Annotated in this window: 23 protein-coding genes; 10 read left to right on the forward strand and 13 right to left on the reverse strand. The window is 68.8% G+C overall.

Going from position 1 to position 24,256, the window contains the following annotated elements:
* Positions 1 to 44: 44 nt before the first annotated feature.
* The gene (locus ACFO8M_RS10490) at positions 45 to 1,184 is read right to left on the reverse strand and encodes a sensor histidine kinase (RefSeq protein WP_387974373.1); all 1,140 of its coding nucleotides are present in this window, start codon (positions 1,182 to 1,184) and stop codon (positions 45 to 47) included.
* Positions 1,181 to 1,840: a response regulator gene (locus ACFO8M_RS10495; RefSeq protein WP_387974376.1), complete on the reverse strand. Its 660-nt coding sequence runs from the start codon at positions 1,838 to 1,840 to the stop codon at positions 1,181 to 1,183. Before ACFO8M_RS10495 ends, ACFO8M_RS10490 begins: the two co-directional genes overlap by 4 nt.
* A 227-nt stretch (positions 1,841 to 2,067) precedes the next feature.
* Between ACFO8M_RS10495 and ACFO8M_RS10500 the strand changes: the two genes are divergently transcribed.
* From ACFO8M_RS10500 to ACFO8M_RS10510, 3 genes are all read left to right on the forward strand, one after another.
* A complete protein-coding gene (locus ACFO8M_RS10500; protein WP_387974378.1) occupies positions 2,068 to 3,369 on the forward strand; it encodes a heparan-alpha-glucosaminide N-acetyltransferase domain-containing protein in 1,302 nt (433 codons plus the stop codon).
* A 93-nt stretch (positions 3,370 to 3,462) separates the two neighbouring features.
* Positions 3,463 to 4,014 carry a GNAT family N-acetyltransferase gene (locus ACFO8M_RS10505; RefSeq protein ID WP_387974380.1) on the forward strand — a complete coding sequence of 184 codons (552 nt, stop codon included), beginning with the start codon at positions 3,463 to 3,465 and terminating at the stop codon, positions 4,012 to 4,014.
* A gap of 137 nt (positions 4,015 to 4,151) precedes the next feature.
* Positions 4,152 to 5,468 carry a DUF418 domain-containing protein gene (locus ACFO8M_RS10510; protein ID WP_387974383.1) on the forward strand — a complete coding sequence of 439 codons (1,317 nt, stop codon included), beginning with the start codon at positions 4,152 to 4,154 and terminating at the stop codon, positions 5,466 to 5,468.
* Positions 5,469 to 5,549: 81 nt separating this feature from the next.
* On the opposite strand, the gene ACFO8M_RS10515 is transcribed toward ACFO8M_RS10510, so the two are convergent.
* The 3 genes from ACFO8M_RS10515 to ACFO8M_RS10525 all read right to left on the reverse strand — a co-directional run bounded on the left by ACFO8M_RS10515 (position 5,550) and on the right by ACFO8M_RS10525 (position 11,183).
* Complete coding sequence (locus ACFO8M_RS10515) at positions 5,550 to 6,869, reverse strand: extracellular catalytic domain type 1 short-chain-length polyhydroxyalkanoate depolymerase (protein ID WP_387974386.1); 1,320 nt, start codon at positions 6,867 to 6,869, stop codon at positions 5,550 to 5,552.
* Positions 6,870 to 6,976: 107 nt separating this feature from the next.
* Positions 6,977 to 9,328: a xyloglucanase gene (locus tag ACFO8M_RS10520; RefSeq protein ID WP_387974389.1), complete on the reverse strand. Its 2,352-nt coding sequence runs from the start codon at positions 9,326 to 9,328 to the stop codon at positions 6,977 to 6,979.
* A 535-nt stretch (positions 9,329 to 9,863) separates the two neighbouring features.
* On the reverse strand, positions 9,864 to 11,183 hold the full coding sequence (locus tag ACFO8M_RS10525; RefSeq protein ID WP_387974392.1) for an extracellular catalytic domain type 1 short-chain-length polyhydroxyalkanoate depolymerase: 1,320 nt from the start codon (positions 11,181 to 11,183) through the stop codon (positions 9,864 to 9,866).
* A 590-nt stretch (positions 11,184 to 11,773) separates the two neighbouring features.
* On the opposite strand from ACFO8M_RS10525, the gene ACFO8M_RS10530 reads away from it, so the two are divergent.
* Both ACFO8M_RS10530 and ACFO8M_RS10535 read left to right on the forward strand, forming a co-directional pair.
* Positions 11,774 to 12,079 carry an SHOCT domain-containing protein gene (locus ACFO8M_RS10530; RefSeq protein ID WP_387974395.1) on the forward strand — a complete coding sequence of 102 codons (306 nt, stop codon included), beginning with the start codon at positions 11,774 to 11,776 and terminating at the stop codon, positions 12,077 to 12,079.
* A gap of 150 nt (positions 12,080 to 12,229) precedes the next feature.
* Positions 12,230 to 12,646 (forward strand): pyridoxamine 5'-phosphate oxidase family protein, encoded by a 417-nt coding sequence (locus tag ACFO8M_RS10535; protein ID WP_387974399.1) that lies wholly within the window; start codon positions 12,230 to 12,232, stop codon positions 12,644 to 12,646.
* A 199-nt stretch (positions 12,647 to 12,845) separates the two neighbouring features.
* Here the strand turns inward: ACFO8M_RS10535 and ACFO8M_RS10540 are convergent, their stop codons facing one another.
* Positions 12,846 to 13,442: a hypothetical protein gene (locus ACFO8M_RS10540; RefSeq protein ID WP_387974402.1), complete on the reverse strand. Its 597-nt coding sequence runs from the start codon at positions 13,440 to 13,442 to the stop codon at positions 12,846 to 12,848.
* 232 nt (positions 13,443 to 13,674) lie between these two features.
* On the reverse strand, positions 13,675 to 14,622 hold the full coding sequence (locus ACFO8M_RS10545) for an NmrA/HSCARG family protein (protein ID WP_387974405.1): 948 nt from the start codon (positions 14,620 to 14,622) through the stop codon (positions 13,675 to 13,677).
* Between the two features lie 124 nt (positions 14,623 to 14,746).
* On the opposite strand from ACFO8M_RS10545, the gene ACFO8M_RS10550 reads away from it, so the two are divergent.
* A complete protein-coding gene (locus tag ACFO8M_RS10550) occupies positions 14,747 to 15,214 on the forward strand; it encodes a MarR family winged helix-turn-helix transcriptional regulator (protein WP_387974407.1) in 468 nt (155 codons plus the stop codon).
* 33 nt (positions 15,215 to 15,247) lie between these two features.
* On the opposite strand, the gene ACFO8M_RS10555 is transcribed toward ACFO8M_RS10550, so the two are convergent.
* Together ACFO8M_RS10555 and ACFO8M_RS10560 are read right to left on the reverse strand one after the other, a co-directional pair.
* Positions 15,248 to 15,508 (reverse strand): hypothetical protein, encoded by a 261-nt coding sequence (locus tag ACFO8M_RS10555; RefSeq protein WP_387974410.1) that lies wholly within the window; start codon positions 15,506 to 15,508, stop codon positions 15,248 to 15,250.
* The gene (locus tag ACFO8M_RS10560; RefSeq protein WP_387974413.1) at positions 15,498 to 16,031 is read right to left on the reverse strand and encodes an RNA polymerase sigma factor; all 534 of its coding nucleotides are present in this window, start codon (positions 16,029 to 16,031) and stop codon (positions 15,498 to 15,500) included. The genes ACFO8M_RS10555 and ACFO8M_RS10560 overlap by 11 nt, the downstream gene beginning before the upstream one ends.
* A 250-nt stretch (positions 16,032 to 16,281) precedes the next feature.
* On the opposite strand from ACFO8M_RS10560, the gene ACFO8M_RS10565 reads away from it, so the two are divergent.
* Positions 16,282 to 19,398: a BTAD domain-containing putative transcriptional regulator gene (locus tag ACFO8M_RS10565; RefSeq protein ID WP_387974415.1), complete on the forward strand. Its 3,117-nt coding sequence runs from the start codon at positions 16,282 to 16,284 to the stop codon at positions 19,396 to 19,398.
* 14 nt (positions 19,399 to 19,412) lie between these two features.
* Here ACFO8M_RS10565 and ACFO8M_RS10570 read toward each other — a convergent pair whose 3' ends face one another.
* Both ACFO8M_RS10570 and ACFO8M_RS10575 read right to left on the reverse strand, forming a co-directional pair.
* A complete protein-coding gene (locus ACFO8M_RS10570) occupies positions 19,413 to 20,252 on the reverse strand; it encodes a DUF4097 family beta strand repeat-containing protein (protein WP_387974418.1) in 840 nt (279 codons plus the stop codon).
* A 128-nt stretch (positions 20,253 to 20,380) separates the two neighbouring features.
* Positions 20,381 to 21,154, reverse strand: coding sequence for an NAD(P)-binding domain-containing protein (locus ACFO8M_RS10575; protein WP_387974421.1), 774 nt, complete (start codon positions 21,152 to 21,154; stop codon positions 20,381 to 20,383).
* Positions 21,155 to 21,297: 143 nt separating this feature from the next.
* Here ACFO8M_RS10575 and ACFO8M_RS10580 point away from each other — a divergent pair, with 143 nt between their 5' ends.
* Positions 21,298 to 21,627, forward strand: coding sequence for a GNAT family N-acetyltransferase (locus ACFO8M_RS10580; RefSeq protein WP_387974423.1), 330 nt, complete (start codon positions 21,298 to 21,300; stop codon positions 21,625 to 21,627).
* Here ACFO8M_RS10580 and ACFO8M_RS10585 read toward each other — a convergent pair.
* Positions 21,624 to 22,934 carry a replication-associated recombination protein A gene (locus ACFO8M_RS10585; protein ID WP_387974426.1) on the reverse strand — a complete coding sequence of 437 codons (1,311 nt, stop codon included), beginning with the start codon at positions 22,932 to 22,934 and terminating at the stop codon, positions 21,624 to 21,626. The two genes, ACFO8M_RS10580 and ACFO8M_RS10585, sit on opposite strands and share 4 nt — an antisense overlap.
* Before the next feature lie 56 nt (positions 22,935 to 22,990).
* Here ACFO8M_RS10585 and cutA point away from each other — a divergent pair, with 56 nt between their 5' ends.
* On the forward strand, positions 22,991 to 23,326 hold the full coding sequence (cutA, locus tag ACFO8M_RS10590; RefSeq protein ID WP_387974429.1) for a divalent-cation tolerance protein CutA: 336 nt from the start codon (positions 22,991 to 22,993) through the stop codon (positions 23,324 to 23,326).
* 41 nt (positions 23,327 to 23,367) lie between these two features.
* On the opposite strand, the gene ACFO8M_RS10595 is transcribed toward cutA, so the two are convergent.
* Entirely contained in the window at positions 23,368 to 23,766 is a 399-nt protein-coding gene (locus ACFO8M_RS10595; protein ID WP_387974431.1) for a nuclear transport factor 2 family protein, read from the reverse strand.
* 122 nt (positions 23,767 to 23,888) lie between these two features.
* Between ACFO8M_RS10595 and ACFO8M_RS10600 the strand changes: the two genes are divergently transcribed.
* On the forward strand, positions 23,889 to 24,254 hold the full coding sequence (locus ACFO8M_RS10600; protein WP_387974434.1) for a winged helix-turn-helix transcriptional regulator: 366 nt from the start codon (positions 23,889 to 23,891) through the stop codon (positions 24,252 to 24,254).
* The last annotated feature ends 2 nt before the right edge of the window (positions 24,255 to 24,256 follow it).

Raw genomic sequence — 24,256 nt, forward strand, 5'->3', positions numbered from 1 at the left:
ACCCGGGTACCCACGCCGCGGCGTGGAGGCAGAACTCCAGATGATCAGCTCATCGACTTCAGTGGCACGCGCAGCGCGACCCTCCAGCCTCCTATGCCTGTCGGCCCTGCTTCGAATGCTCCTCCCAACAGCTCCGCGCGCTGCTTGAGGCCGATCAGTCCGTGCTTCGCGCTCGGCAGCGGCACCACCGGTCGTTTCGGTGCCGTGTTGACCACCTCTGCCAGAACGGCACCGTCGTCCCGGGTGAGCTGGACGCGGACCGCGGCGCCGGGGGCGTGCTTGCGGGCGTTCGTCAGCGCCTCCTGAACGGTCCGGTAGATCGCCCGCTGCACCGGGGGGCTGAGCTCCGGCAGCGGCCCCGTCTCCAGCTCGGCCCCCATGCCGGCGTTGTCGACCAGTTCGCCCAACTGGTCGAGTGTGGGCTGCGGGGCGAGGCCGTTGCCTGCGCCCCCTCCGGCGCGCAGCACGCTCACCATGTACCGCAACTCATCCAGCGTGCGCGCCGCCAGCGTCCGGATCGTGTCGGCGGCCTCCTTCGAGGCCGCTTCCTCGGTGCTCACCTGCAGTGCTCCGGCCCGCACCGCGATCAGACTCACCTGATGCGACACGACATCGTGCATCTCCCGGGCCAGGTGGGCGCGCTCCTGCGCCAGCACCTTCTGCGTCGCCAGCGCCTGCTCGTGCTCGCGGACCTCGCTGATCTCCTCCAGTCGCCGCGACAGCTCGGCCTTGGTCTGCACCAGCTGGCCCAAGAACACCGCCGCGCCCGCGGGAGCCAGCGAGTACACGCCCCACACCGGCCAAGCCGATTCGGAAAGGATGTCGCCGCCGCCCCACCACGGGGCGATCGTCAATCCCGCGTACACCAGGGCACACGCGCTCAGCAGCCGGCGGTTTCGCGTCGAGCACGCGACCGTGAACAGCGCGATGAGCGACGCCGCGGACTGGCCCATGAGCAGCGGCATCGGCAGCGTGGCGATGAAGACCGCCAACGGGAACCGGCGACGCGCCGCCAGAGCGAGCACCCCGGCCACGAGCACGGCGTCGTCCCACCAGTTCCCGGGCATGTGGTTGAACCACAGGTCGGCTCCGGCCACAGCGATGAGGGCCGCGTCGAGGAATACGGCGGGCCAGTGTGAGCCCGAGTGCCACCAGGCCGTCAGGCGGGCCGCGACCGAGCTCATCGCTGCCCGCCTTCGTCGAGCAGGCCCGCGCGTTCGGCCAGGAGCGCAGCCTGGACCCGGTTGGCGACCTGGAGTTTGGCGAGGATCGCTGAGACGTGGTCTTTGACGGTGCCGACGCCGAGGTAGAGGCGGGCGGCGATGTCGGCGTTGGACAGTCCGTCGGCGAGGTGCACGAGGACGGCCCGCTCCCGGTCGGTCAGGGTCTCGATGAGACCGGTGTCGGCGGGCTGTCTGCGGGCCGACGCGAGGTAGCCGTCGACGACGGTGGAGGTGACTTTGGGGGAGAGGACCACGCCGTGGGCGGCGAGGGTGCGCACCTGCAGGGCCAAGTGGTCGGGGGCGGTGTCCTTGAGCAGGAACCCGGCCGCGCCCCGGTGGAGGGCGGCGGCCACGTACTCGTCGTTGTCGAAGGTGGTGAGCATGGCGACCACGGGCGGCGAAGGCTTCGAGAGCATGCGGTCGAGCACGGTCAGACCGTCCATATCAGGCATACGGATGTCGAGCAGGACGATGTCGGGGTGCTGGCGTTCGGCCTCGGCCACCGCGCGGGCGCCGGTGACCGCGCCGACGACCTCGATGTCCGGTGCGGCGCTGAGGATGAGCTCGATGCCGCTGCGGATCAGCGCCTCGTCGTCGACGATCAGTACCCGTATCACGGCCGCTCCTCGCTTGTCGGTTCCACGGATCGATTCGTAGCACGGCCGGACCTCGTCGCGCTTCCGTCGCGGCCGTTCCGCGGCGATTTCCGCCGGTCGGCGGGGGTCCTTCGGTCTGTCGGCGGGCGAGGAGTCCCCGCCAGGAGGGAGCGGTTCCCGCCGTCCGCGGCGGCGCGGCGGCCCTTCGCCGGATGGGAAGTGCGCCCGCGCGGCCGCAAGCTGAGTCCATGACTGACACCGACACCGTGCGGAGCGAGCGGACGCTGCGGCTGGTCCGCACCGACCGCGGGACGCCGCCTGAACCGAAACCACAGCGAGGCGGAGCGCTCGGCCGCGTGCTCGGGCTCGACCTGGCCCGCGCGCTGGCGATCTTCGGCATGTTCTACGCGCATGTGGGACCGATGCAGGAGTTCGAGAATCCCGTGGTCGACACGATCATGCAGATTCCGCACGGCCGCTCGTCGGCCCTGTTCGCGATCCTGGCCGGCCTGTCGCTGGTCCTGCTCGCGGGCGGACGCCGACCGCGGCCCGCGCTCGAACGCCGGCAGCGGATCGTGAAGATCGTCATCCGGGCGGTCCTGCTGATCGCCCTCGGCACGGCGCTGACCCTCTGGTTGCACACCGACATCGTCATCCTGGCGTTCTACGGTCTGTTCTTCCTGCTCGCGCTGCCGTTCGTGCGGTGCGGCGTCAAGACGCTGGCGGTCCTCTCGGCCGCGTTCGCGCTCGTCGGCTCCGTGGTCTTCTACTGGATCTCCATGGCGCAGCCGGCCTTCGTCACCGCGCTCAACGCGCACGACCCGATCACCCGCATGGGCGCCGACGGCCTCGGCCGACTGCTGTTCACCGGCCTCTACCCGGCCGTCCCCTGGCTCGCCTACATCGTCGCGGGCATGGCGATCGCCAAGCTCGACCTGTCCGCCAAGCCGGTGCGCATCGGCATGGCCTCGGTCGGCACCGGACTGGCGCTGGTCGGCTACGGACTCTCGTGGGCGCTGCAGAAGGTCCTGTTCGCCGGAGGCGGCATGGGCGGCGGCTCCATGAGCGGCGGCTCCGGCTCCTCCGGTTCGGGTATGGCGTCGTCTTCGATGGGCTCGGGCTCGTCCGGTACGTGGTCGGACTCGATGAGCGGGTTCGATCCGTGGTCGTCGGACATGCTGCAGTTCCTGCTCTCGGCCTCGCCGCACTCGGGCACCGCGTTCGAGCTGCTGGGCAACATCGGCATCGCGATGCTGGTCATCGTCGGATCGGTCACGCTGCTCGACCGCTCGGCTCTGGCCCGCAAGCTCCTGACGCCGATCACGGCGGCCGGGGCGATGTCCCTGACCCTGTACGTCGCCCACCTGTGGGCCCTCAACCACGTCCCGTCGAACAGCGACGGCGGCGCGGTCACCGCGGCGCTGGCGGTGTGGGGCTGGTTCTGCGTGGCGGGCATCGCGTTCGCCTTCGTGTGGTCCCGGTTCTTCAAGCGCGGACCGCTCGAATACCTCATGCAGTGGGCGACCAGCCCCGCCAAGCTGATCCGCTGATCAGCCACGACACGACCGACGCGAGGCAGGCCGCTGGGCCGGGGCGACCGCTCCGGCCCAGCGGCCCCTCGCCATTTTGCGGGGAGTACCGACATGACCGAGGCAACCGCTCACGGCATCACGCTCGCGCGTGCGGACGACGCCGACCTCCCGGCCTTCCGTAAGGAACTGCACCGGGCGTTCACCGAAGCTGCCGCCGCGTACGGCATCGGCGGCGAGGAGGTCCCGATCCCTCCCGATGAGGACGTCCGAGCCTCATGCCGTGCGCCCGGGGCCGCCGTCTACCACGTGCTGCTCGAGGGAGCGAAGATCGGCGGCGCGGTGCTGAAGATCGACGACCGGACGCACCGCAACTCGCTGGATTTCTTCTACATCGCCCCAGACCATCATGGCCGCGGCATCGGCCTCGCGGCGTGGAAGGCGATCGAAGCCGCGTACCCGCAGACCGAAGTATGGGAGACCGGGACGCCCTCCTTCGAGCAGCGCAACATCCACTTCTACGTCAACAAGTGCGGGTTCCACATCGTCGAGTTCTTCAATGAACACCATCCCGACCCCCACGACCCGCATGGAGAGGAAGCGGACGAGGACCACGGCGAGGGCCCGGACGGGTTCTTCAGGTTCGAGAAGGCCATGCGGCCGTAGGGCGGTGGGAAGCCGGCCCGTTCCGGTCGCGTGCCGGCTGCCCCGCCGATCGGGGTCCCGGTTCCCGCCGATCGGCGAGTCGGATACCGCGAACTGCCGGGTGGTTCACGCCGTCCCCTTCGCCACAGAGTGGAGACATGACACATTCGCAACCGCCGCAAGAGAAAGCGGCTCCGCAGGAGCACGCACCTGCATCGCTTCGAACTCCGGGCGAGCCCGACGATGCCGCCTTGACCGCTCCCCCTTCGAAGGGCGACGCGTCGATGGGACGCCTCGTCGGTGTGGACCTGGCCCGCGCGCTGGCCGTGTTCGGCATGTACATCGTGCACGTCGGGCCGATGCTGTCGACCACGAGCGGCGTCGGCAGCTGGGTCCGCTACATGGCTGACGGTCACTCGTCGGTCCTGTTCGCCACCCTCGCAGGCTTCTCGCTGATGCTCATCGCCGGACGCAAGGAGCCCAAGACCGGCCTCGCCGGACGAAAAGCGAAGGCGCGCATCGCGATCCGCGCCGTCGTCCTGCTCGCCTTCGGCACCCTGCTGGCGAAGCTCTACGGCGACGTCATCATCATCGGCTTCTACGGGGTCTACTTCCTCGTCGCCATGATGTTCCTCAAGCTGAGCGCGAAGACGCTGGCGATCACCGCGGCGGCGCTCGCGGTGGTCGGGCCGCAGCTGGCGTTCGTCATGCGCCCGCTGCTGAGCGGCTCTTTCCAGCAGGCCGTCGACGCGTACGACCCGCTGGAGAAGCTCAGCGGCGTCGGCGTGATCGACCTGCTGTTCACCGGCTTCTACCCGACGATCCCCTGGATCGCGTTCGTGGTGGCCGGCATGGCCCTGGGACGTGTCGACCTGTCCGCCCCCGCCAACCAGCGCCGCCTCGCCGCCCTCGGCGCCGGGCTCACAGCGGTGGCCTACGGCCTGTCGCTGCTGCTGGCCGGCAAGGGCGCGCTGCGGAGCATGGCCGAGGACGGGTCATCCTCCGGCTCATGGTCAGGATCGGGCTCGGGCTCGGGGTCCTGGTCGGGGTCCTGGTCGGGCTCGTCGAAGCCGTCGATGGACAGCGGGTCGTTCGACTACCGGCCTTCGGTCCGCGAGCTGTTCGTCGCCGGGCCGCACAGCGGCACTACGTTCGACATCATCGGCAGCGTCGGCATCGCGATCCTGGTGATCGTGGGAGCGACCTTCCTGATGGACCGCCTGCCGCGCCTGCGCCGCCTGATGACGCCGATCGTCGCGGTGGGCACGATGTCCCTGACGGCCTATGTCGGCCATTTCGTCGTCATGTCCTCGCTCTCCCTGCCGGGCGGCGGCGTCCGCGGTTCCTGGATCCCGGTGCTCACGCTCATCCTCGGAGCGATCGTCTTCGCCGCCATTTGGTCCCGCTTCTTCAAACGCGGGCCGCTCGAGTACCTGCTCAACCTCGCCGCCAAGCCGGTGAGCCACCTCAAGTGAGGCAGGGGATCGCACGATAACCGTCCGAAACGGAGCGGGGCGCCGAACCTGTACGGTTCGGCGCCCCTTACTTTCTGAAGGCTAGCGGAGGCTCCAGGACTGGTTGGCGCCGCCGCTGCAGGTCCACAGGATGAGCCGCGTGCCGTTGTTGGTGCCGCCGCCGAAGGCGTCCAGGCAGAGGCCGTTGTGGGCGTTGGTGATGGTGCCGTCGGCGTTCATGTTCCAGAACTGGTTCGTGCCGCCCGTGCACTCACCGATCACGGCCTTGGTGCCGTCGGCCGTGCCCGAGCCCTGCGCTTCGAGGCACTTGCCGTTCACCTGCAGGTCACCGGTCCCGGTGAGGGTGAACGTCTGGTTGGCGCTGCCGTTGCACTTCCACAGCACCGCTTGCGTCCCGTTCACCGTCCCCGAGCCGGGGATGTTCACGCAGCGGTTCGAGGCGGTGCCAACGATCGCGCCGACGGTCGGCTCGCTCGTGAGGCCGAAGAATCGCAGCGTCTCCAGGGGCTGGTAGGGGAGGCCGTGGTCGACGCCTTCCATGCTGATCGCCTCGACCAGGGCCTGGCCGCCGGTGCCGCTGTAGCGGGTGCGGGTCCAAGTCGGCTCCGGGTGGTCGGTGTAGTCGGCGACCTGGTCGGTGCCGTTGACGTTGGTCCACTGATCGATCTGCTCTTGGAAGTTCGGGTAGTAGAGCGCCTGGTCCTCGGTGCCGTGCCAGATCTGCATGCGCGGCCACGGCCCGTCGTAACCGGGGTTGGCGCTTCGGACCGCGTCGCCCCATTCCTGCGGCGTGCGGTCGATCGTGCCGGTCGCGCAGTCTGAGTTCCACTCCGAGCCGTTGGTGGTGGCGAAGCAGGTGAACGGGACACCGGCGTAGGCCGACCCGGCCTTGAAGACCTCGGGGTAGACCCCGAGCAGGACGTTGGTCATCATCGCGCCCGAGGAGATGCCGGTGGCGAAGACCCGGTCGGCGTCGGCCCCGTAGGTGGCGATCACGTAGTCCACCATGGACTTGATGCTGACCGAGTCACCGCCGGTGCCCGTGAGCGAAGCCTGCGAGGCGACGTCGAAGCACTTGCTCTCGCGGGTGACCGAAGGGTAGATGACGATGTAGCCGTACTGCTCCGCCAGTTCGTCCCACTGCAACCAGTCGTAGACGTTGGTCGCCGACCCGGTGCACCAGTGGTTGGCGACCACGATCGGCGGGTTCGCAGAGACGTTGTCGGGCACGTACACGTACATCTCGAGGTTGCCGGGGTTGTCCCCGAACTCGGTGATCGGGGTGAGCTGGGCGGCTTGGGCCGCCTTGGGCGCCATGAACACTGCGAGCGCCGAGGCGAGGGCGAGGGCGATCGCGAAGACCGCCGCCGCGCTGCGGCGCCATCGGAGTACTGCAGACAAGGGCTTGTTCCTTCCTGATTGGGGCCGAGGGGTACCGGCGCGGGCCGAGCCGCGCCGGACTGGAGAATCGCGGGCCGCCCCGAGGTGTGGAGGGGCGGCCCGCGACGTCAGGTGGTGATGTCGCCGTAGACGATGCCGCGGGCGGTGAGGTAGACCCGGCCGTAGATCTCGGGGTCACCGGTGATGGCCGACCCGGCGAAGGCCCACTGGTGGGCGTCGTCGTTGATGCGGCACCAAGTGATGCCGCCGTCGATCGAGCGGAAGATGCCGTCCTGGCCGCCGACGGTGGCCGAGAGGTAGATCGCCGGGTAGCCCCTTCGCGTAGCGGCCTTGCCGAAGCCGACGCCGATCGCCAGATCGACCCCGCTTACCTTCGTCCAGGTCGTGCCGCCGTTGGTCGAGCGCCACAGGCCGGTCGCGACCTCGGCCTTGTCACTGCGCCCGCCCAGCCAGACGTGGCCGGCGCGGCCGGGTGCGACCCGGAAGTCGTCGACGCCTTCGGCGGGCAGGCCGGTCGCGCCCGTGTCGGCGAAGGTCTTGCCCGCGTCGGTGCTGCGGTAGAACTTGCCGCCGGAGTAGGCGTATACGACCGAGGCGTTGACGCGATCGGACCGGACCCGGGCACCGGCGGGGAGCCCTTGGGCCGACTGCCACGTCTGACCGCTGTCAGTGGTGTAGATCGGGGTCTTGTCGGTGTTGTTGGGGGACCATACGATCGCCTTGGCGTCGGCGGTGATCGCGACGGTGCCGCCGCTGCCGTTCTGGACACCCGCGGGTCGCGTCGCGTCCTGCCAGGTCTGGCCGCGGTCGGTGGAGAAGGTGACGTGGCCGGCGGTGTCGCTGTGCACGTCGCCGCTGCCGACGACGACGTCCGGGTTCGAGGCGGCGTAGTCGAGGCTTTGGCCGCCCCAGCCGCCGTGGAACATCCGCTCGGCCCGGCCCAGGTCGGTGTGGACGAAGCCATTGACGTCGCCCATGGCCGACACGAGCGTCCCGCCGAGCGCGGCGAGGTCGCGGACCCAGGTCATCTCGATGCCCTCGGCCCGCACCCCGACCGTGAACTGCTCGATCGGCAGCGCGACGCGCTCGCCGGCCTCGTTCTGGCCGATGAGTTCACCCTGGGTGTCCCACTGCGTCAGGCTCTCGGTGCCCCAGATGGTGGCGCCGGTGCCCCACATGACGCGGTCGGAGTTGTGCGGGTCGATCGCCAGGCCCTCGATCATCCACCCGTGCTTGACCGCGTACGAGGCCCCGTTGTCGGTGCCGCGCCAGTCCAGCCAGGGCGAGCCCGAGCTGTCCATGACGAACCGGTCGGTGCGCTCGTTCTCGCTCACCAGGTCCCAGCTGAGCGACCAGGTGGCGCCGGAGTCGGTGGAGCGGAACAGGATCTCGTCGGGACCCCAGTTGTTGCACGTGGAAGCCATGAGAGTGCCGGGGTTCTGGAGGTCCACGGTCACGGCGCCGAAGCCGGGGATGGGGCGGCCGGGGTTGTACGGAGGGGTGACGTCGGTCCATTCGCCGGTCTGGGTGGCCAGGCGCTGGAGCTTGCCGCCCCGGCCGGACGCGGGCCCGCCGTTGTAGGGGCCCGGGTCGTAGCTGGTGATGACGTACAGGTACCCGTTGGTGTTGTCCACAGCGGACTGCTTGGGGATGGTGCGGTTCCCGTCCGCATCGCCGAGCGCCGCGGCGGCCCCCGGAACCGGGGTCCAGGTCGCGCCGCCGTCTTCGGAGACATAGAGCGGGTCGTCCGGATCGGCAACGCCCACATAGATCTTGCCGCCGATCTGGTCGAAGTCGATCCAGATCACGCCCTGGTTGTCGGAGAGGTACTCGTTGTTCGGGTCGACGACGAAGTCGCCGGGGTTGGGGAAGGATTCGACCTTCGCCCAGGTGCGGCCGTAGTCCTTGGACCGCCACAGGCCGTTGCCGCTGGGCGCACCGAGGTACAGCTCGGCGTTGTCGGCCGGGTTCACCACGAGGCGTTCGCCCATGCCGCGGCCGGGCATGTTGCCGCCCTGCTTGAACGGGAGTTCGGCGACGCCCCAGGTGTCGCCCTTGTCGTCGGAGTACAGGACCGCGCCGTTGTTGCCGTCCCAGCTGATGGTGTACGCGCCGACCGCGGCGTACACGCGGTTGGTCTCGACCGGGTCGGACGCCATCGAGACGACGTACTGGTAGCCCCACTTGTCGCGAGGGACCCAGTCGGTCAGCGGCTTCCAGGTCCGCGTCTCCTCCTGCCACCGGAAGGCGCCGGCGACGTCCGTGCGCGCGTAGATCAGGTTCGGCTCAGTCTCGTTGAAGATGATGCCCGGCACGAAGCCGCCGCAGTTGACCACGACGTTCTTCCAGGCGTAGGCATCGGTGCACTGCGGGCCGGGCTTGGCGAAGGCAGTGCCGGGCAGGGCGCCGGCCGCGACCGCGGCTGCGCCGAGGGAGGCTGCGAATGTGCGTCGTCGCACGGGGTTCTCCTTTGTGCTGGATCGAGAGGCTGGATTCCGACCTGTGAGGTGGTGCGACCTCGCAGGTCGACTTCCATGGAGCTGTTGGGACTCGTGATGGGTGCGTTCGGACAGGTCGATGGGAACGTTGCATCGAGGGATGCATATCTCTGAGCTACTTCGCAGCACAGTACGCAACTACCGTCGAGTTTGTCAATTAGCGAAATTAAGTCGACCCGGGCGCAGAATAAGCAGAAATTGGACAAATCCGCGTCGATCACCCTGTCAGTTAGGGCTTGAGTCGGCATCCGGGTCGATCTGGGCGGGCAGCCGGGAGGGGATTCCGCATCGAGCCGAAGAGCTGAGCGCTCTTCTCCAGGTCAGCGAGTCTATGCCGCGATGACAGTTTTCAACCTATTTATGGTAGTTTACCATCGATCTTTGTTGTGTCCCTGAACTAACTGCTGGTCGCATCTCGCCGCAGCGGAGTCGGAGCCTCGATCGCGCGAACCAGGGGCGCCGATCCATAGGATCGGCGCCCCTGGTTCGCGGATGGCTAGCGGAGGCTCCAACTCTGGTTGGAGGTGCCACTGCAGGCCCAGAGGACGAGAGGGGTGGTGTTGGCGGTGGCCCCGCCCATCGCGTCCAAACAGAGTCCGTTGTGGACATTGGTGATGGTGCCGTTCGAGTTCACGTTCCAGCGCTGGTTGGCGCCGCCCGTGCAGTCCCAGATCACGGCCTTGGTGCCGTTGGCCGTGCCCCAGCCCTGCGCTTCGAGGCACTTGCCGTTCACCCGCAGCTGACCCGAGGCGGTGCGGGTGAACCGCTGGTTGGCGTTGCCGTTGCAGTCCCACAGCACCGCTTGCGTCCCGTTTGCGGTCGAGCCCGGGATGTCCACGCAGCGGCTCGAGGCGGCGCCGACGATCAAGTTGCCGCTCGCCTGCTGGCCGGTCAGGCCGAAGAAGCGCAGGACCTCGGCCTCGGGCACGGGAAGGCCGTGGTCGACGCCCGCCATGCTGATCGCCTCGACCATCGCCTGGCCGCCGGTGCCGCCGTAGCGGGTGCGGGTCCAGTTCGACTGCGGCTGGTCGGTGTAGTCGGCGGTCTGGTCGGTGCCGTTGACGTTGGTCCACTGGTCGATCTGCTCTTGGAAGTTCGGGTAGCGAAGCACGTCGTCGTTGACGCCGTGCCAGATCTGCATGCGCGGCCACGGACCGCTGTAGCCGGAGTTGGCATTGCGTACCGCATCGCCCCACTGCTGCGGGGTGCGGTTGATCCGGCCTTCGGCGCACTCGGAGTTCCACTCCGAGCCGTTGCTGGTCGCAAAGCACGTGAAGGGGACGCCGGCGAAGGCCGCCCCCGCCTTGAAGACCTCGGGGTGAGCCCCGAGCAGGACGTTGGTCATCATCGCGCCCGAGGAGACGCCGGTGGCGAAGACGCGGTTGCGGTCGGCCCCGTAGTTGGCGATGGCGTGATCGACCATCGACTTGATACTGGCCGAGTCACCGCCGGAGCCGTTGAGCGAAGCCTGCGAGGCGACGTCGAAGCACTTGCTGGCGCGGGTCACCGACGGGTAGATGACGATGTATCCGTACTGCTCCGAGAGCGCCCGGTACTGCGTGGAGTTGTAGAAGTCGTTGGCGGAACCGCCGCACCAGTGGTTGGCGACCACGATCGCCGGGTTCGACGCGACGTTGTCGGGCACGTACACGTGCATCTGGAGGTTGCCGGGGTTGTTCCCGAAGTTCGTGATCTGCGTGAGCTGTGCGGCCTGTGCCGCTTTAGGGGCCATGAATACTGCGACCGCCGAGGCCAGCGCGAGGGCGATCGCGAAGACCGCCGCCGCGCTGCGGCGCCATGGGATGAGCGTGGACAAGAGGTGTTCCTTCCTCGTAGGGAGGGTCGCGTGCCGCCCGCATCGCGAGGCGGCACCGGCGAGGTCAGTTGGCGATGTCGACGTGGACGATGCGGCGGGTGCTGATGTCGACCCGGCCGCATTACATCGAGGAATGTCGATTCTTGAACTGATGCCAGTACGGTACGCAGTCGTCGATGCGTTTGTCAATTAATGGAACTAAGTAACTCGGTAGCCGGTCGCCGTCCACGATCACCCGGCTGGGCAAACACCGGAAGACCTCGTTGACTTCGCCTTACGGCTGGACTCAACCCACCCCTCCGGCCTCCAGCCGGAGCGCCACCCTCAGCGGGTTTGCCCGATGTCGGCAGGTATAGACCTCGACTTTGTTACATGATTTAATCAATCATTTCGATCCGATCCCTGCGGCGTGCGAGATGGCGCTCGCGCCCCAGACGCTCGCCGAGGGCTGACCGCGGCCGGACCCGCCGCCGATCTCCTGTCGGATCGGGACGTCGGCCCCGCTGTTTAGGGACCGCGGTCCCGGGACCCGAGGAGACTGAAGGGAGAGACTGAAGGAGACACCGAGTGCTGGGAAGGAGGTGGGTTCGATGATGAATCAGATGTGGCAGAACGACTGGGACGGGCGATCGGATCACATGTCGGGTGGCGACTGGTGGCTGATGGGGCTCATGATGCTGTTCTGGGTGGCGGTCCTCGTGCTGCTGGTCTGGGCGGTGATCAGATTGAGCCGAGCGCTCGAATCGCGTCACGCCCAGGCTGAGGCCTCCCGGCCGCAGCACCGGGAGACACCGCGCGAGACGCTCGACCGCCGCTACGCCGCCGGCGAGATCGACTCCACGACGTACGACGAGATCCGTGCCCGATTGGAGAACCGCAGCCCGGACACCTCGTGAAGTGTTCGACGGCCTCGCGCCCGCAACCTTGGTACGGTCGGATCTCGAAAGGTGACGGCCTCCGCTTGCGGCCGGCCTGACATCGGTCGCGGTCCTGGAGACCGCCTCAGTGCGGACGTGGCGTTTCCAGATCGTCCCGAAGGGTGAGCAGTGGAGAACGAGCGAGTCCCCGTCGAACTCGACCCGAAGCTCGCGCTCGGCCTGCTCGGTCACGCCGAGTTCGGGCGCGTCGCGTTCGTCGCCGACGGGGTCCCCACGATCAGACCCCTGAACCACGTCGTGCTCGACGGGCGGATCATCGTCTACACGCAGCACACCTCGGCGCTCGGGCGAGCGGTGCGGCACCAAGCGGACCTGAAGGTGGCCTATCAGGCCGATGAGATCGAACCGCACAGCCGACTGGGCTGGAGCGTGCTCGTCAAGGGCACCGCTGTCGACATCTCGCGCGATCCTCACGCGGATCAAATCGGATTGCAGGTCCAGACCTGGATGAAGTACCCCGTGGACATGGTCATCGCCATCGAACCGCAGGAAGTGACGGGCCTGCGGCTCACGATCGGGAACTGAACCGCGCTTTCAGACGGCACCGTTTCCGAGCTGCCGCATTTCATGGTTCCCGCACTCTGCCGTACCCGGCGTCCAACCTCATCGCGCGCCGGACCCTCGGCTGGGAACCGGCCCGGCCCGGCCTGCTCGCCGATCTGGACAACGGCAATTACTTCCCCGCCGGCTGGCGTCGGGAACGCGGATCGGCGTCCTTGCCGCGTCAGAACCCTTCGTAACCGCATACCTTCCACTCGCCGCCTTCCTCGATGACGGTCATGATGATGATGACGTCGCCGGGCCTGTGCTCCTTCTCCCAGACGTAGTCATAGGTCGGCTCATCGGCGATCAGGAAGGTCGCCACCTCGTGGTAGCCGTCGTGCTCGCGCGTGGTCACGTAGACGCCCGGGTCGATGTAGTCGAGGTCCGTCACCTCTTGTGTCGCGGCGTATTCCAGTGACTCGGTGACGGCGGTCGTCGGGTTCGCGCATGTGAGGGATTCGATCGCGGGGACGTCGTTGTTGATACTCGCTTCCATCCAGCGCGCCGCCACACCTTCAAGGCTGTCCGGAGCGAAGTCTTCCGTGGTCGAGTACTCCAGCGCCGGTTCTGGTTCGTCGCTTCCCGACTCCGTCGGACTGACGGGCGGCGGTTCGGGCGCGGACTCGGCCGTTTCGCCTGGGAGCACCATGATGGAGAGGAATCCCATGGCGCCGAGGATCGTGCAGACACTGATGGTGACCACGAGCATTGCGGCCTGGTCCCGGGTCATCTGCCGGGACCGGACGGGCTGACGGACGGGGTTGGGGCTATCGGTCATGACAAGCGAGACTAGGACGCCCGATCCTTCCACGATTACTGTCGCTTGTGGACCTGAGGACTCGCCGGAGTCGCTGTCACTACTGGTCAGGGTCGGTACGCAGCCGCATTGTCACCGAAGCCTCGCGTGAGCGTCGACCGCCGAGCTGCCGGTTTCCCGCCGGTGTCCTGCCGCTCGCAGAAACGCCCGGGTGATGTCACCCGGGCGTTCTGTGTTGCCGTGCCGCCGTTCGTTAAAGCTCGGCGAATGCCTGCTTGTTGGCGGTCAGCCATTCCTTGAAGTTCTGGAGCCGCGGGTTGAGATCGCGGACGGCCTGGAGGTCGCGGCGGCCGGTGAACTCATCGTCGAAATCGGCGTAGTACTGGAACATGTTGCCCATCTCCTCGGCGCCGGGGAACCCGGCCGCACGGAAGCCGTCGAACGGCACCGGGTAGTAGTGCACCGGCTCGCCCAGCGCCTCCGAGAAGGCCTCGGCGTACTGGGCGCCGGTCAGGTGCTCGCCCGCGATGGAGACGGTCTCGCCGATGAGCGGTGCGCCCTTCTTGAAGATGCCGTACGCGGTGCGGCCGATGTCCTCGGCGGCGATCCCGGAGAGTTGCCGGTCGGCCATCGGCAGGGCCAGGACCAGGCTGCCGTCCCCCTGCCGCTTGGGCGGGAAGAAGGACAGGAAGTTCTCCCAGTAGTACGTGGTCTGCAGGTAGGTGGTCGGGACGCCGGCTTCGGCGAACAGGGCGTTGGCGTCGCCCTTGACGTCGAAGTGCGGGACCTTGTACTTGTCCAGGAGCGTGGGCATCCTGTCGTCGTGGAGCGGGATCGACTCGCGCGTGTCCTCCAGCGTCGACCAGACGGCGTGCTGGACGCCGGCGGTCTTGGCGGCCTGCGCGAGGTTGCGGGCCTGCTCGTACTCGCGTTCGGGCGAGCCGTGCTCCCAGAAGTTGGTGACGAGGTAGGCCCCGTAGGCGCCGTCGAGCGCCTTGGCCACGCTGGCCTCGTCGTCGAGATCGGCCTGGACGACTTCGGCGCCGAGCGCGGCGAGTGCCTTGGCCTTGTCGGATTCGGTGTTGCGGGTGATGGCCCGCACGGTGAACCCGGATTCGGGGTCGGCGAGGATCGCGTGCGCGAGCCCGCCGCCCTGGGCTCCGGTTGCGCCGACGACTGCGATGATCTTCTGCTCTGTCATGGTCGTGCCCTTCGGTTTCGCTGAGCTTATTGATGCGTCGTCTACTTGTATGCGATGCTGCATGACATGTCATCGACCTTAGCGCTAGATAGATGATGCGTCAAGCAGCTGCTATCGTGGAGAGGTGAACGACACCGTCCCGTGGCTGAGCGCCGAGGAGCAGCGGTCGTGGCGTGCCTTCATCCGGCTGCACCAGAAGGTCTCCTCGCGCCTGACCGCAGACCTCCAGGCCCACTCGAAGCTCTCCGGCGCCGACTTCGAGGTGCTCGTCGCCCTCACCGACGTCCCCGAGGGCCGCGTCCGCTTCCAGGAGCTCGCCCGGGAGATCGACTGGGAGCAGAGCCGCCTCTCGCACCAGATCCGCCGCATGGCCGGGCGCGACCTGGTGGCCCGAGAGGAGTGCGCCGAGGACGGGCGCGGCGCGTTCGTGGTGATCACCGACCACGGCCGCGAGGTCATCGAGGCCGCCGCCGCCAAGCACGTGGTCACGGTGCGCCGCCTGTTCATCGACGCCCTCAGCCCCGAAGAGCTCGCCGAACTCGGCCGGCTCTCCGAACTCATCAACGAGCGGATCGACGGCGAAACGCGCTAGCGGCCATCGCGTCGACGGCCGCTAGCGTCCCTCCTAGGGGGCTTGCGTCAATTCGCAATGTCCGTCCATACAGGTCCGTTTCAGGCGGCCCATCGAGATGGCCTCGGCCAGACCGAGCGCCCAGCAGACCGGGCACCCGCGCAGCGCGAGCAGCCCGACCGGGGCCAGGAGCAGACTGACCGGCCCGGCCACCGGGAGCAGCGCGAACGCCGCGATCAACGCCCCGAAACCGATCCCTCCGCGGACCAGGTGGCGCGGCAAGGACTTGCTCGCGAAGCTCCCGTTACCCGCCATTGCACAGCCCTTCCTGAACGGCAGCCCGAGCGCGGTGCAGCCTCGATTTCATTGCGGCCGTGCTGATTCCGAGCGCATCGGCCGTCATCCGGCCGCTGTAGCCCTGAACGTCGCGCATGACGAGCACGCGCCGCTGATCGGCCGGCAGGCCCGCGATCACGTCCGCCACAAGTCCGGCCTCCAAGAGCTGCAAGGCTTCTTCCTCGGCCGAGGGCACGGCCCGCTCCGGCGGCGACCCGCGGTGGCGCAACGCGACCCGCGCCCGCCGGATGCACTCGTTGCGCACGATCCGGAACATCCACGCCGCCAACGCCCCGGTCGCGCGCAGCATCCCGATCTTGCGGTACAGGATGATGAGCGCTTCCTGCGCCGCGTCCTCCGCGTCCTGCGGTGTGGTGCAGAGCGAATGCGCGAACCGCCGCACGTGCGGGTGCGAGCCCGACACGAGCGCGGTGATCGCCCGGCTGTCCCCCTCCTGCGCGGCGGCGATCAGCGCCCCGTCGGGCCAGCTCGTCTCAGCCACGCGAACGCACCCTCCTGTGCAGCACCACGACGCTGCACGTCCCCATGAGCAGTACCAAGACCCCGACCGCGATGCCGATGACCATGACGACCTCCTGTTCCCGAACCGGCCCGTCTGACCGGACGGATAAGAGAGGCGCCGACCCCCGGGAAGGATTCGCGCCGCGCCGGATTTTCTGGGCTCCGCGCGTCGACTGTAGGGGAACGGCCCATGGCTTGATGAGGGAGTTTCGATGCGGCAAGATGAGCCCGTGAGAATCGGATTGCTCGGGTCGTTCGAAGTCCAGGTCGGCGACGACGCGGTGGCGGTGCCCGGCGCGCGCTCGCGTGCGCTCCTCGCGGCGCTGGCGCTCGAGCCGGGCCGGATCGTCCCGCGAGCGCGCCTGGTCGACTGGATCTGGGGCGACGAACCGCCCGCGGACGAGGCGAACGCCTTGCAGGTCTTGGTGTCCCGACTGCGCAAGGCGATGCCGGACGGCTCGGTCGAGTCGAAGTCCGGCGGGTACCGGCTGGCCGTCGAGCCCGATGCGGTCGACGTGAGCCGGTTCGAGGCCCTGGTCGCCAAGGCCCGCAACGCCGAGGACCCTGAGAAGGCGGACCTGCTGCATGCGGCGCTCGACTTGTGGCGCGGCACCGCCCTGGAGGGCATCGCGATCCTGGGCAGCAAAGCGTTCGACGCCGTGGTCGTGGGCCTGAACGAGCGCTACGTGGCCGTGCTCGGCGACCGCGTGGACGTCGAGGTGCGCCTGGGCCGCAGCGCGGACCTCATCCCTGAACTCACCGATCTCGTTGCGCGCTATCCGATGCGGGAGAGTTTCGTCGCGGCGCTCATGCGCGGCCTCGCCGAGTCCGGCCGGGGCGCGGAGGCGCTGACGGCGTACCGGCAGCTCTCCGAGCGGCTGGCCGACGAGCTGGGCGTGGACCCCTCTGCCGAGCTCTCGGCCCTGCACATCGCGCTGCTGCGCGGCGAGATCGGCGGCCGGTCAGAGAACCGCCGCTCGAACCTGCGCTCCGAGCTGACCACGTTCGTGGGCAAGGAGAACGAGGTCGCCGCGGTCGCCGACCTCGCCACCGGGCACCGTCTGGTCACCTTGACGGGACCGGGCGGATCCGGCAAGACCAGGCTGGCCACGGAGACCGCCCGGACGATGCTCGGCGACCTGCCGGACGGGGCGTGGCTCGTGGAGTTGGCCCCGCTCGACGCGGGAGGCGAACTCGCGCAAGCGGTCCTGACCGCGATCGGCCTGCGCGACCAGCAGGGCGCCGCGGGCGGGGACGCGACGGAGCGGCTCGTGGCCGCGATCCGCGACCGCGTCATGCTGCTCGTCCTCGACAACTGCGAGCACGTGATCGAGGAGGTCTCGGCGTTCGCCGACCGCCTCCTCGGCGAATGCCGGAGCCTGCGCATCATCGCCACGAGCCGTGAACCGCTCGGCATCACCGGTGAAGCGCTGTGGCAGGTCGAGCCGCTCGCCCTGCCCGGCGCGGACGCGACGCCGCAGGAGACCGGGGCCTCGCCCGCGGTGCGACTGCTGCGGGACCGCGCTGAAGCGGTGCGCCGCAACGTCGGCGACGACGAAGCCACACTGTCCACTATGGTCCGTATCTGCCGGGCGCTCGACGGGATGCCCCTCGCCATCGAACTGGCCGCGGCCCGCTTGCGCACCATGTCCGTCGACCAGCTCGCCGACCGCATCGACGACCGCTTCCAGCTGCTCACCGGCGGCAGCCGCACCGCCATGGCCCACCACCGGACCCTGCGCGCGGTCGTCGACTGGAGCTGGGACCTGCTCAGCGAGGCCGAACGCGAGCTGCTGCGGCGCGTCTCCGTGTTCACCGGCGGCGTGAGCCTCGAAGCGGCCGAACGGGTCTGCCCCGAAGGGGAGTACGCGCTCGACCTGCTCACCGCGCTCACCGAGAAGTCGCTCCTGCGCACCGACGGCGAGGGCGAGCCCCGCTACCGGATGCTCAACACCATCCGCGAGTACGCGACCCAGCGGCTCACCGAGGACGGGGACGCGGCCGCCGCCCGCCGCGCGCACCTCGCCTACGTCACCGACCTGGCCGAGACCGCCGACCCGCGACTGCGCGGCCGCGACCAGCTGACCTGGTTGGCCGCCTTGGAGACCGAGCACGACAACATCAACGCGGCCCTGCGCGGCGCGATCAACGACGGCTGGGCCGCCGAGGCGATGCGCCTGGTCGCGGCCGTCGGCTGGTACTGGTATATCAGCGGGCACCGCGCGGAGGGCACCGAGCTCGCCGTCGCCGCCGGCTCGCTCGAAGGCGAAGTGCCGGACGAGATCCGGGCACTTTCCGGGACCATCATCGCGCTGTTCCTCACCTCCGGGTACGGCGGCGACCAGTACCAGGCGCAGGAGTGGATCGAGTCGGCGAACGCGGCGGCCGTGCGCAGCGGGCACCGCCACCAGATGCTCGGGTTCATCGCGCCGCTCGCGCGGATGCTGGAGGCGCCCACCGACTTCCTCTCCGCGTTCGACCCCCTTGTGGACGACGAGGATCCGTGGGTTCGCGCGCAGGCACGACTCGCGCGCGGCCGCCTGCGGCTCGTGCTCGGCAGCGACGAGACTGATGTGGACAGTGACGTGGAGTTGGCGCTCTCCGAGTTCCGTGCCCTCGGCGACCGTTTCGGCATCTCGTCCGCGCTCGCCTTCCTGGCCGAACGCCTCGCCGCACGCGGCGAGTTCATCAAGGCCTGCAAGCAATGCGACGAGTCGGCCGCGGCACTTGCCGAGCTGGGTTCCCCCGAGGAAGTCATCAGCGCCCGGATCCGGCAGGCGCAGCTGTACTGGCTGCACGGCGACGAGCGCGCCAGCGCCGCAGCGCTGGCGCAGGCGGAGCGGCTCGCGGCCGGGATCGCCTGGCCGGGCACGATCGCGGAGTTGACGTTCGCGAAGGCGCACTTGGCGCGCTGGCGCGGGGACTCGGAAGCGGCGCGCGAGCTGGTGGCGACGGCCGCGGCCCGGCCGGACGCCGAGAACGGCGGCATCCGCTTCTCGGTGCTGGACTTGAGCGGCTACCTCGCCGAGGATCTGACCGAGGCCCGCGGTTTCCGGATCAAGGCGCACTCGGCGGCGATGGCGATGGACTATCCGCCGATGATCGCGCAGGCGCTGATCGGGGTCGCGGATCTCGCTGTGCGGCGGGGGAAGGACGTGGAGGCCGTGCGGCTGCTCGCGGCGGCCGAACGCGTTCGGGGCACTGTGGACCTGACGCAGTTCGACGCCGTCCGGATCGCCGAGGACACGCGGAACCGCCTCGACGAAGCGGTGTTCGACGAGGCGGTTCGTGTGGGCGGGCAGAGCGACTGGCGCGAGTTGGTGGACGCCGTACTCGGTTCTCCGTGAAGGGCCGCAAGGTGTTAGATCGCCTGCGCCGCCTTGACGGTGATGTTGCCGCCGCTGGTGCGGGCACGCACCTTCACCGTGCGCTCGGGGACACCGGTGACCTCGACGTTGTCGTGCACCCGGCCCATGGCGGACTTCGCGTCCAGTTCGACGGCGGTGCCTTGGGGGACGCCGACCTCGAGCTTGCCGATCGCGGTGTCGAGTTCGACCGGACCGGCGCCGATCACGCCGATGCGGATGTCGCCGATGGAGGTCTTCGCCTCGACGGCGGCGTGCGCCGTGTCGATCGTGATGGGGCCGTTGGCGGCGTTGACGTGCAGGTCGCCGTCGACCTCGCCGATCCAGGTGTTCCCGCCGATGTTCTTCACGGTCGCCTCGCCCCCGACACGGCCGACCTTGACGTCGCCGCTGCCGCTGACCTCGGCCTTGCCGTGTACCCGCTCGACGGCGACCCGGCCGCCGGTGGTCTTGAGCCGCACGTCGGCGGCCTGGGCGACCTTGATGTCGCCGATGGCGTTCTTGAGACGGCAGGAGCCGACCTCGCCGCGCACGGTGTACTCGCCGTCGGCGGTGTCGCCCTGCACGTTCGAGCCGGTGGGCAAAGCCACGGAGACCCGCACCGAGCCGAACTTGCGGGCGAAGGCGGTGCGCAGCTTGGGGTGCCAGACCCGCAGTTTTCCGGCCTCGAACTCGACGTTGACCTTCTCGGCGGCCTCGACGTCCAGCTGTCGGGTCGGGTCGATCGGGTGGACCTCGACGACGGTGTCCGTGCGGTCGGCGGCGGTGAAGTGGATGTCGCCGAGGATGATGTCGACGGCGGCGGTGATCGGGGCGGGGGTGGTGAAGGTCTGCATGTCAGTGCCTCTTTCGAGCGGGTTCTCGTTCGCCTTGATGCGATAACGATCGCCCGCTCCCCTGTCGGGGCCCTGTCCTCGGCCTGTCACGGCCCCTGACACGCGTCAGTTCCCGAAGCAAGCCCAGGTCATTGCGGCTTTCCGAAGTCGTTGAGCAACCCGTCGAGCGTGGCTTCCAGGGCCTCGGTGTTGGCCTTGTCGAACCAGGTGGTGCGGACGCGCTCGTTGTTGCCGCCCGGCGTCTCGTGTTCGGCGGCGAGCTGGTGCAGCGTGCGGCTCTCGTCCCCCAGCGAGCGGCCGACGCCCTGGTAGAGGCTGCGGAGGTAGCGGTCGGCGGCCTCGGGCGGCACGCCGTGCCCGGCGGCCCAGTCGCCGAGGGTGGCGAGGTACGCGTAGTGGCTGGTCAGCGTGCTGGCGAGCACGGAGCACACGTTGTAGGCCGTCTCGTCCGCGACGGGCTGCGCGCCGCCGAGCCGGTCGTAGAACGCGTCGGCCACAGGGTGGGCCGGGTACGTGATGGTGACGGAGCGCCGTTCGCGCGCCGAGGGCAGGGGGATGGCGGCCACGATGTCGGCTTCGGTGTCGAGGAGTTCGCGCAGTTCGTCGCTCGAGACGCCGGGGATCACGTTGATCACGGTCTTGTCGGCGCTGACCCTGAGCCCGGTCAGGGCCTCGTCCCGGTCGCGGAGGCGCACGGCGACGACCACCAGGTCCGAGCGGTCGACGACCTCCTGGTTGTCGGCGCACACGTGGACGTCCGGATACTCGCGGGCCAGCTCGGCGGCAGTGGCGGCGCCTCGCGGAGAGAGGGCGATCTGCGGCGGCGTCTCGGGGCCGGCGTGCAGCCCTTCGACCATGGCCTTGCTGATCTCGCCTACGCCGATGAATCCGATGCGTTCCACTGCGGCTCCTTGTCGGTCGGGTATTCGGTGCCGCCCCATTCATACCCGGCGCCCGCCGCGGAAGGGTGGGAAGCGCCGGGCGGGGTACTCCTCTACGACGAAGCGGCGCCTTCGCGGGCGTCCGCTCACCCGAAGGAGGATCGATGACCGTCAAGGAGCGCATCACCGTCCAAGTGACCGACGCGCCCGAGTTGAACCGCTACGAGGCGCGGCGGGCCGACGGCGAACTGGTCGGGTACACCGAGTACCGCCGCCATGACGGCACGATCATGCTCGCCATCACCGTGGTTCCGGAGGAGCTGCAGAACCATGGGATCGGCACTGCGCTGGCGCGGTTCGCGATCGCCGAGGCGCGCAAGGCCGGGAAGCGGATCGAGCCGGTGGACCCGTTCATCGCCGGGTGGCTCGAGCGGCACCCCGAGCACGCCGAGATGATGCACGAGAAGGCGATCCACCTGGGCGAAGAGACCTAGCCCTGCTTCTTGCCGCGCAGCTCGTCCCAGTGTTCGAGCCGCTCGGTGACGCGTGCTTCGAAGCCGTTCCGGGTGGGCCGGTAGAACTTGACGCGGTCCATCTCCTCAGGGAAGTAGTCCGCGCCGGAGAAGCCGTCCTCGGCATCGGGGTCGTACTGGTAGCCCTTGCCGTACCCGATGTCCTTCATCAACCTGGTGGGCGCGTTGCGGATGTGCATGGGCGGCGCGAGCGAACCGGTCTGCTTCGCGCTGCTCATCGCCTCCCCGAAGCCGCGGTAGATCGCGATGGATTTCGGTGCGGTCGAGAGGTAGACGACGGCCTGCGCGATCGCCAGCTCCCCTTCCGGTGAACCGAGCCGCTCGTACACGTCCCAGGCGGCGAGCGCCTGCTGGACGGCCTGCGGATCGGCGATCCCGATGTCCTCGTTGGCGAAGCGGACGACGCGCCGCGCGATGAACAGCGGGTCTTCGCCGCCGTCGAGCATCCGGGAGAGCCAGTACAGGGCGGCGTCGGGGTCGGAGCCGCGCATCGACTTGTGCAGGGCCGAGATGAGGTTGTAGTGGCTTTCCTGGGTCTTGTCGTAGAGCGGCGCCCGCTTCTGGATCCGCTCGGCGAGGCCCGCGGTGTCGAGCGGTGAGGTGCCTTCGGGCAGGTCTTGGAGCTGCTCGACCATGTTGAGCAGGTAGCGGCCGTCGCCGTCGGCCATCGCGATCAGGGAGCCGCGAGCCTGGTCGTCGAGAGGCACGGGCCGGCCGGCGTCCTTCTCGGCGCGGGCCAAGAGCGTTTCGAGCGCGGCGGTGTCGAGCCGGTTGAGGACGAACACCTGGCACCGCGAGAGGAGCGCGCCGTTGAGTTCGAAACTGGGGTTCTCGGTGGTGGCGCCGACGAGGATGATGGTGCCGTCCTCGACGTACGGCAGGAAGCTGTCCTGCTGGGCGCGGTTGAACCGGTGGATCTCGTCGACGAACAGCATCGTGCCTTGGCCGATCTCGCGGCGCCGCTGCGCGGCCTGGAAGACTTTCCGCAGGTCGGCGACGCCGGAGAACGTGGCGGAGAGCGGTTCGAAGGCGAGGTCGGTCTCTTCGGCGAGCAGGCGGGCGATCGTGGTCTTGCCGCATCCGGGCGGGCCCCACAGGATGGTCGACACGGGTTTGCCGCGTGCTGCCATGCGCCCGAGCGGCCCTTCGGGGCCGAGCAGGTGGTCTTGGCCGACGACCTCGGCGAGCGTCTTGGGGCGCAGCCGGTCGGCCAGGGGCCGGGGCGGTTCGTCGCCGAAGAGCGGCAGTGCGGGAGCCGGTTCGCTCATGCCGCCAGCCTATCGCCGGGGTACGACATTCCGGCCGACGTGAAAGGATGACCGGTGTGGACCCCATTTGCGAGGTAGTGATCACCGGCCCCGACGCGGGCTGGCTGCGCGAGTTCACGCGGAAGCTCGTGGAGGAGCGGCTGGCCGCGTGCGGCCAGAACCTCACGGAGATCCGCTCGATCTACCGGTGGGAGGGTCGCATGCGGGACGAGGCCGAGGCCCGGGTCATGCTGCACACCCGCCAGTCCCTGGTCCCGGAGATCATCAAGACCGTGCGCCGGGAGCACCCGTACGACGTGCCGTGCGTGCTCGCGACGCTGATCACGCAGGCCAATCCCGACTACCGCGCCTGGGTGGTCGAGCAGACCAAGTCTCCGGGCGACGAGGCGTAGAGAAAAGCGCGACCGCGAACCGCGGTCGCGCCCTTACCGGTTCAGGCCTGGCCCCAGAAGGCGTCTTCGGCGATCTGGTCGGCGGAGAACAGCCAGGCTTCGGCGACCTTGCCGTCCTCGATGCGCAGCAGGTCGATGCCGTCCATCGACATCTCCATGCCTTCCCGCTTGCCGGAGAAGCGGATCGGCAGTACGGCGAGGTCGCCGTTGATCATGGGCGCGCCGGCGGACTCCAGCGCGAACGTGCCGTTGCTGACGCCCATCATGGTGCCGATCATCGCTCCGACCGTGTGGCCGCCGTACTTGACGCCGGAGAACTGGTTGGCGCCGGGCTGGTGCCAGACGATGTCGTCGGCGAAGAGTGCGAGCAGCGCGCCGGGATCGTCGGAGGCCATTGCGGCGATGTACTGGTGGGCGACGGCTGCGGTGGATTCGGTCATCGTTTGCTCCTTCGAACTTGCGGTGCCGGATCGTTCATCTTCTCCGGCGGCTCCGCATGACCCCGCTATACTCACTTTTTGTAACCAGTTACTTCAACGTGACCATTGGGAATGAGTGGCGCATGTCTCAAGAACCGGATTGGAACGTGCTCACCTCGACCTGTCCGTCCCGTACGTCCCTCGTCCGCATCGCCAACAAGTGGACGGCGATGATCGTCATCGTCCTCGGCCGGGGCCGCATTCGCTTCCGCGACCTGAAGACCGCCGTCGACGGCATCAGCGGGAAGGTCCTCACCGATACCTTGCGCGACCTCGAACGCGACGGCCTAGTCTCACGGCATGTCTTCGCCGAGGTCCCGCCCCGCGTCGAATACGAGCTCACCGCACTCGGCCGCACCCTCCACGGCCCGCTGCTCGCGCTCGGCGACTGGGCCGAGGAGCACATAGGCGAAGTCCTCGAAGCCCGCGCACGCTACGACACTCATTGAGG

The organism is Glycomyces rhizosphaerae, assembly GCF_042647865.1.
Lineage (GTDB): Bacteria > Actinomycetota > Actinomycetes > Mycobacteriales > Micromonosporaceae > Glycomyces > Glycomyces rhizosphaerae.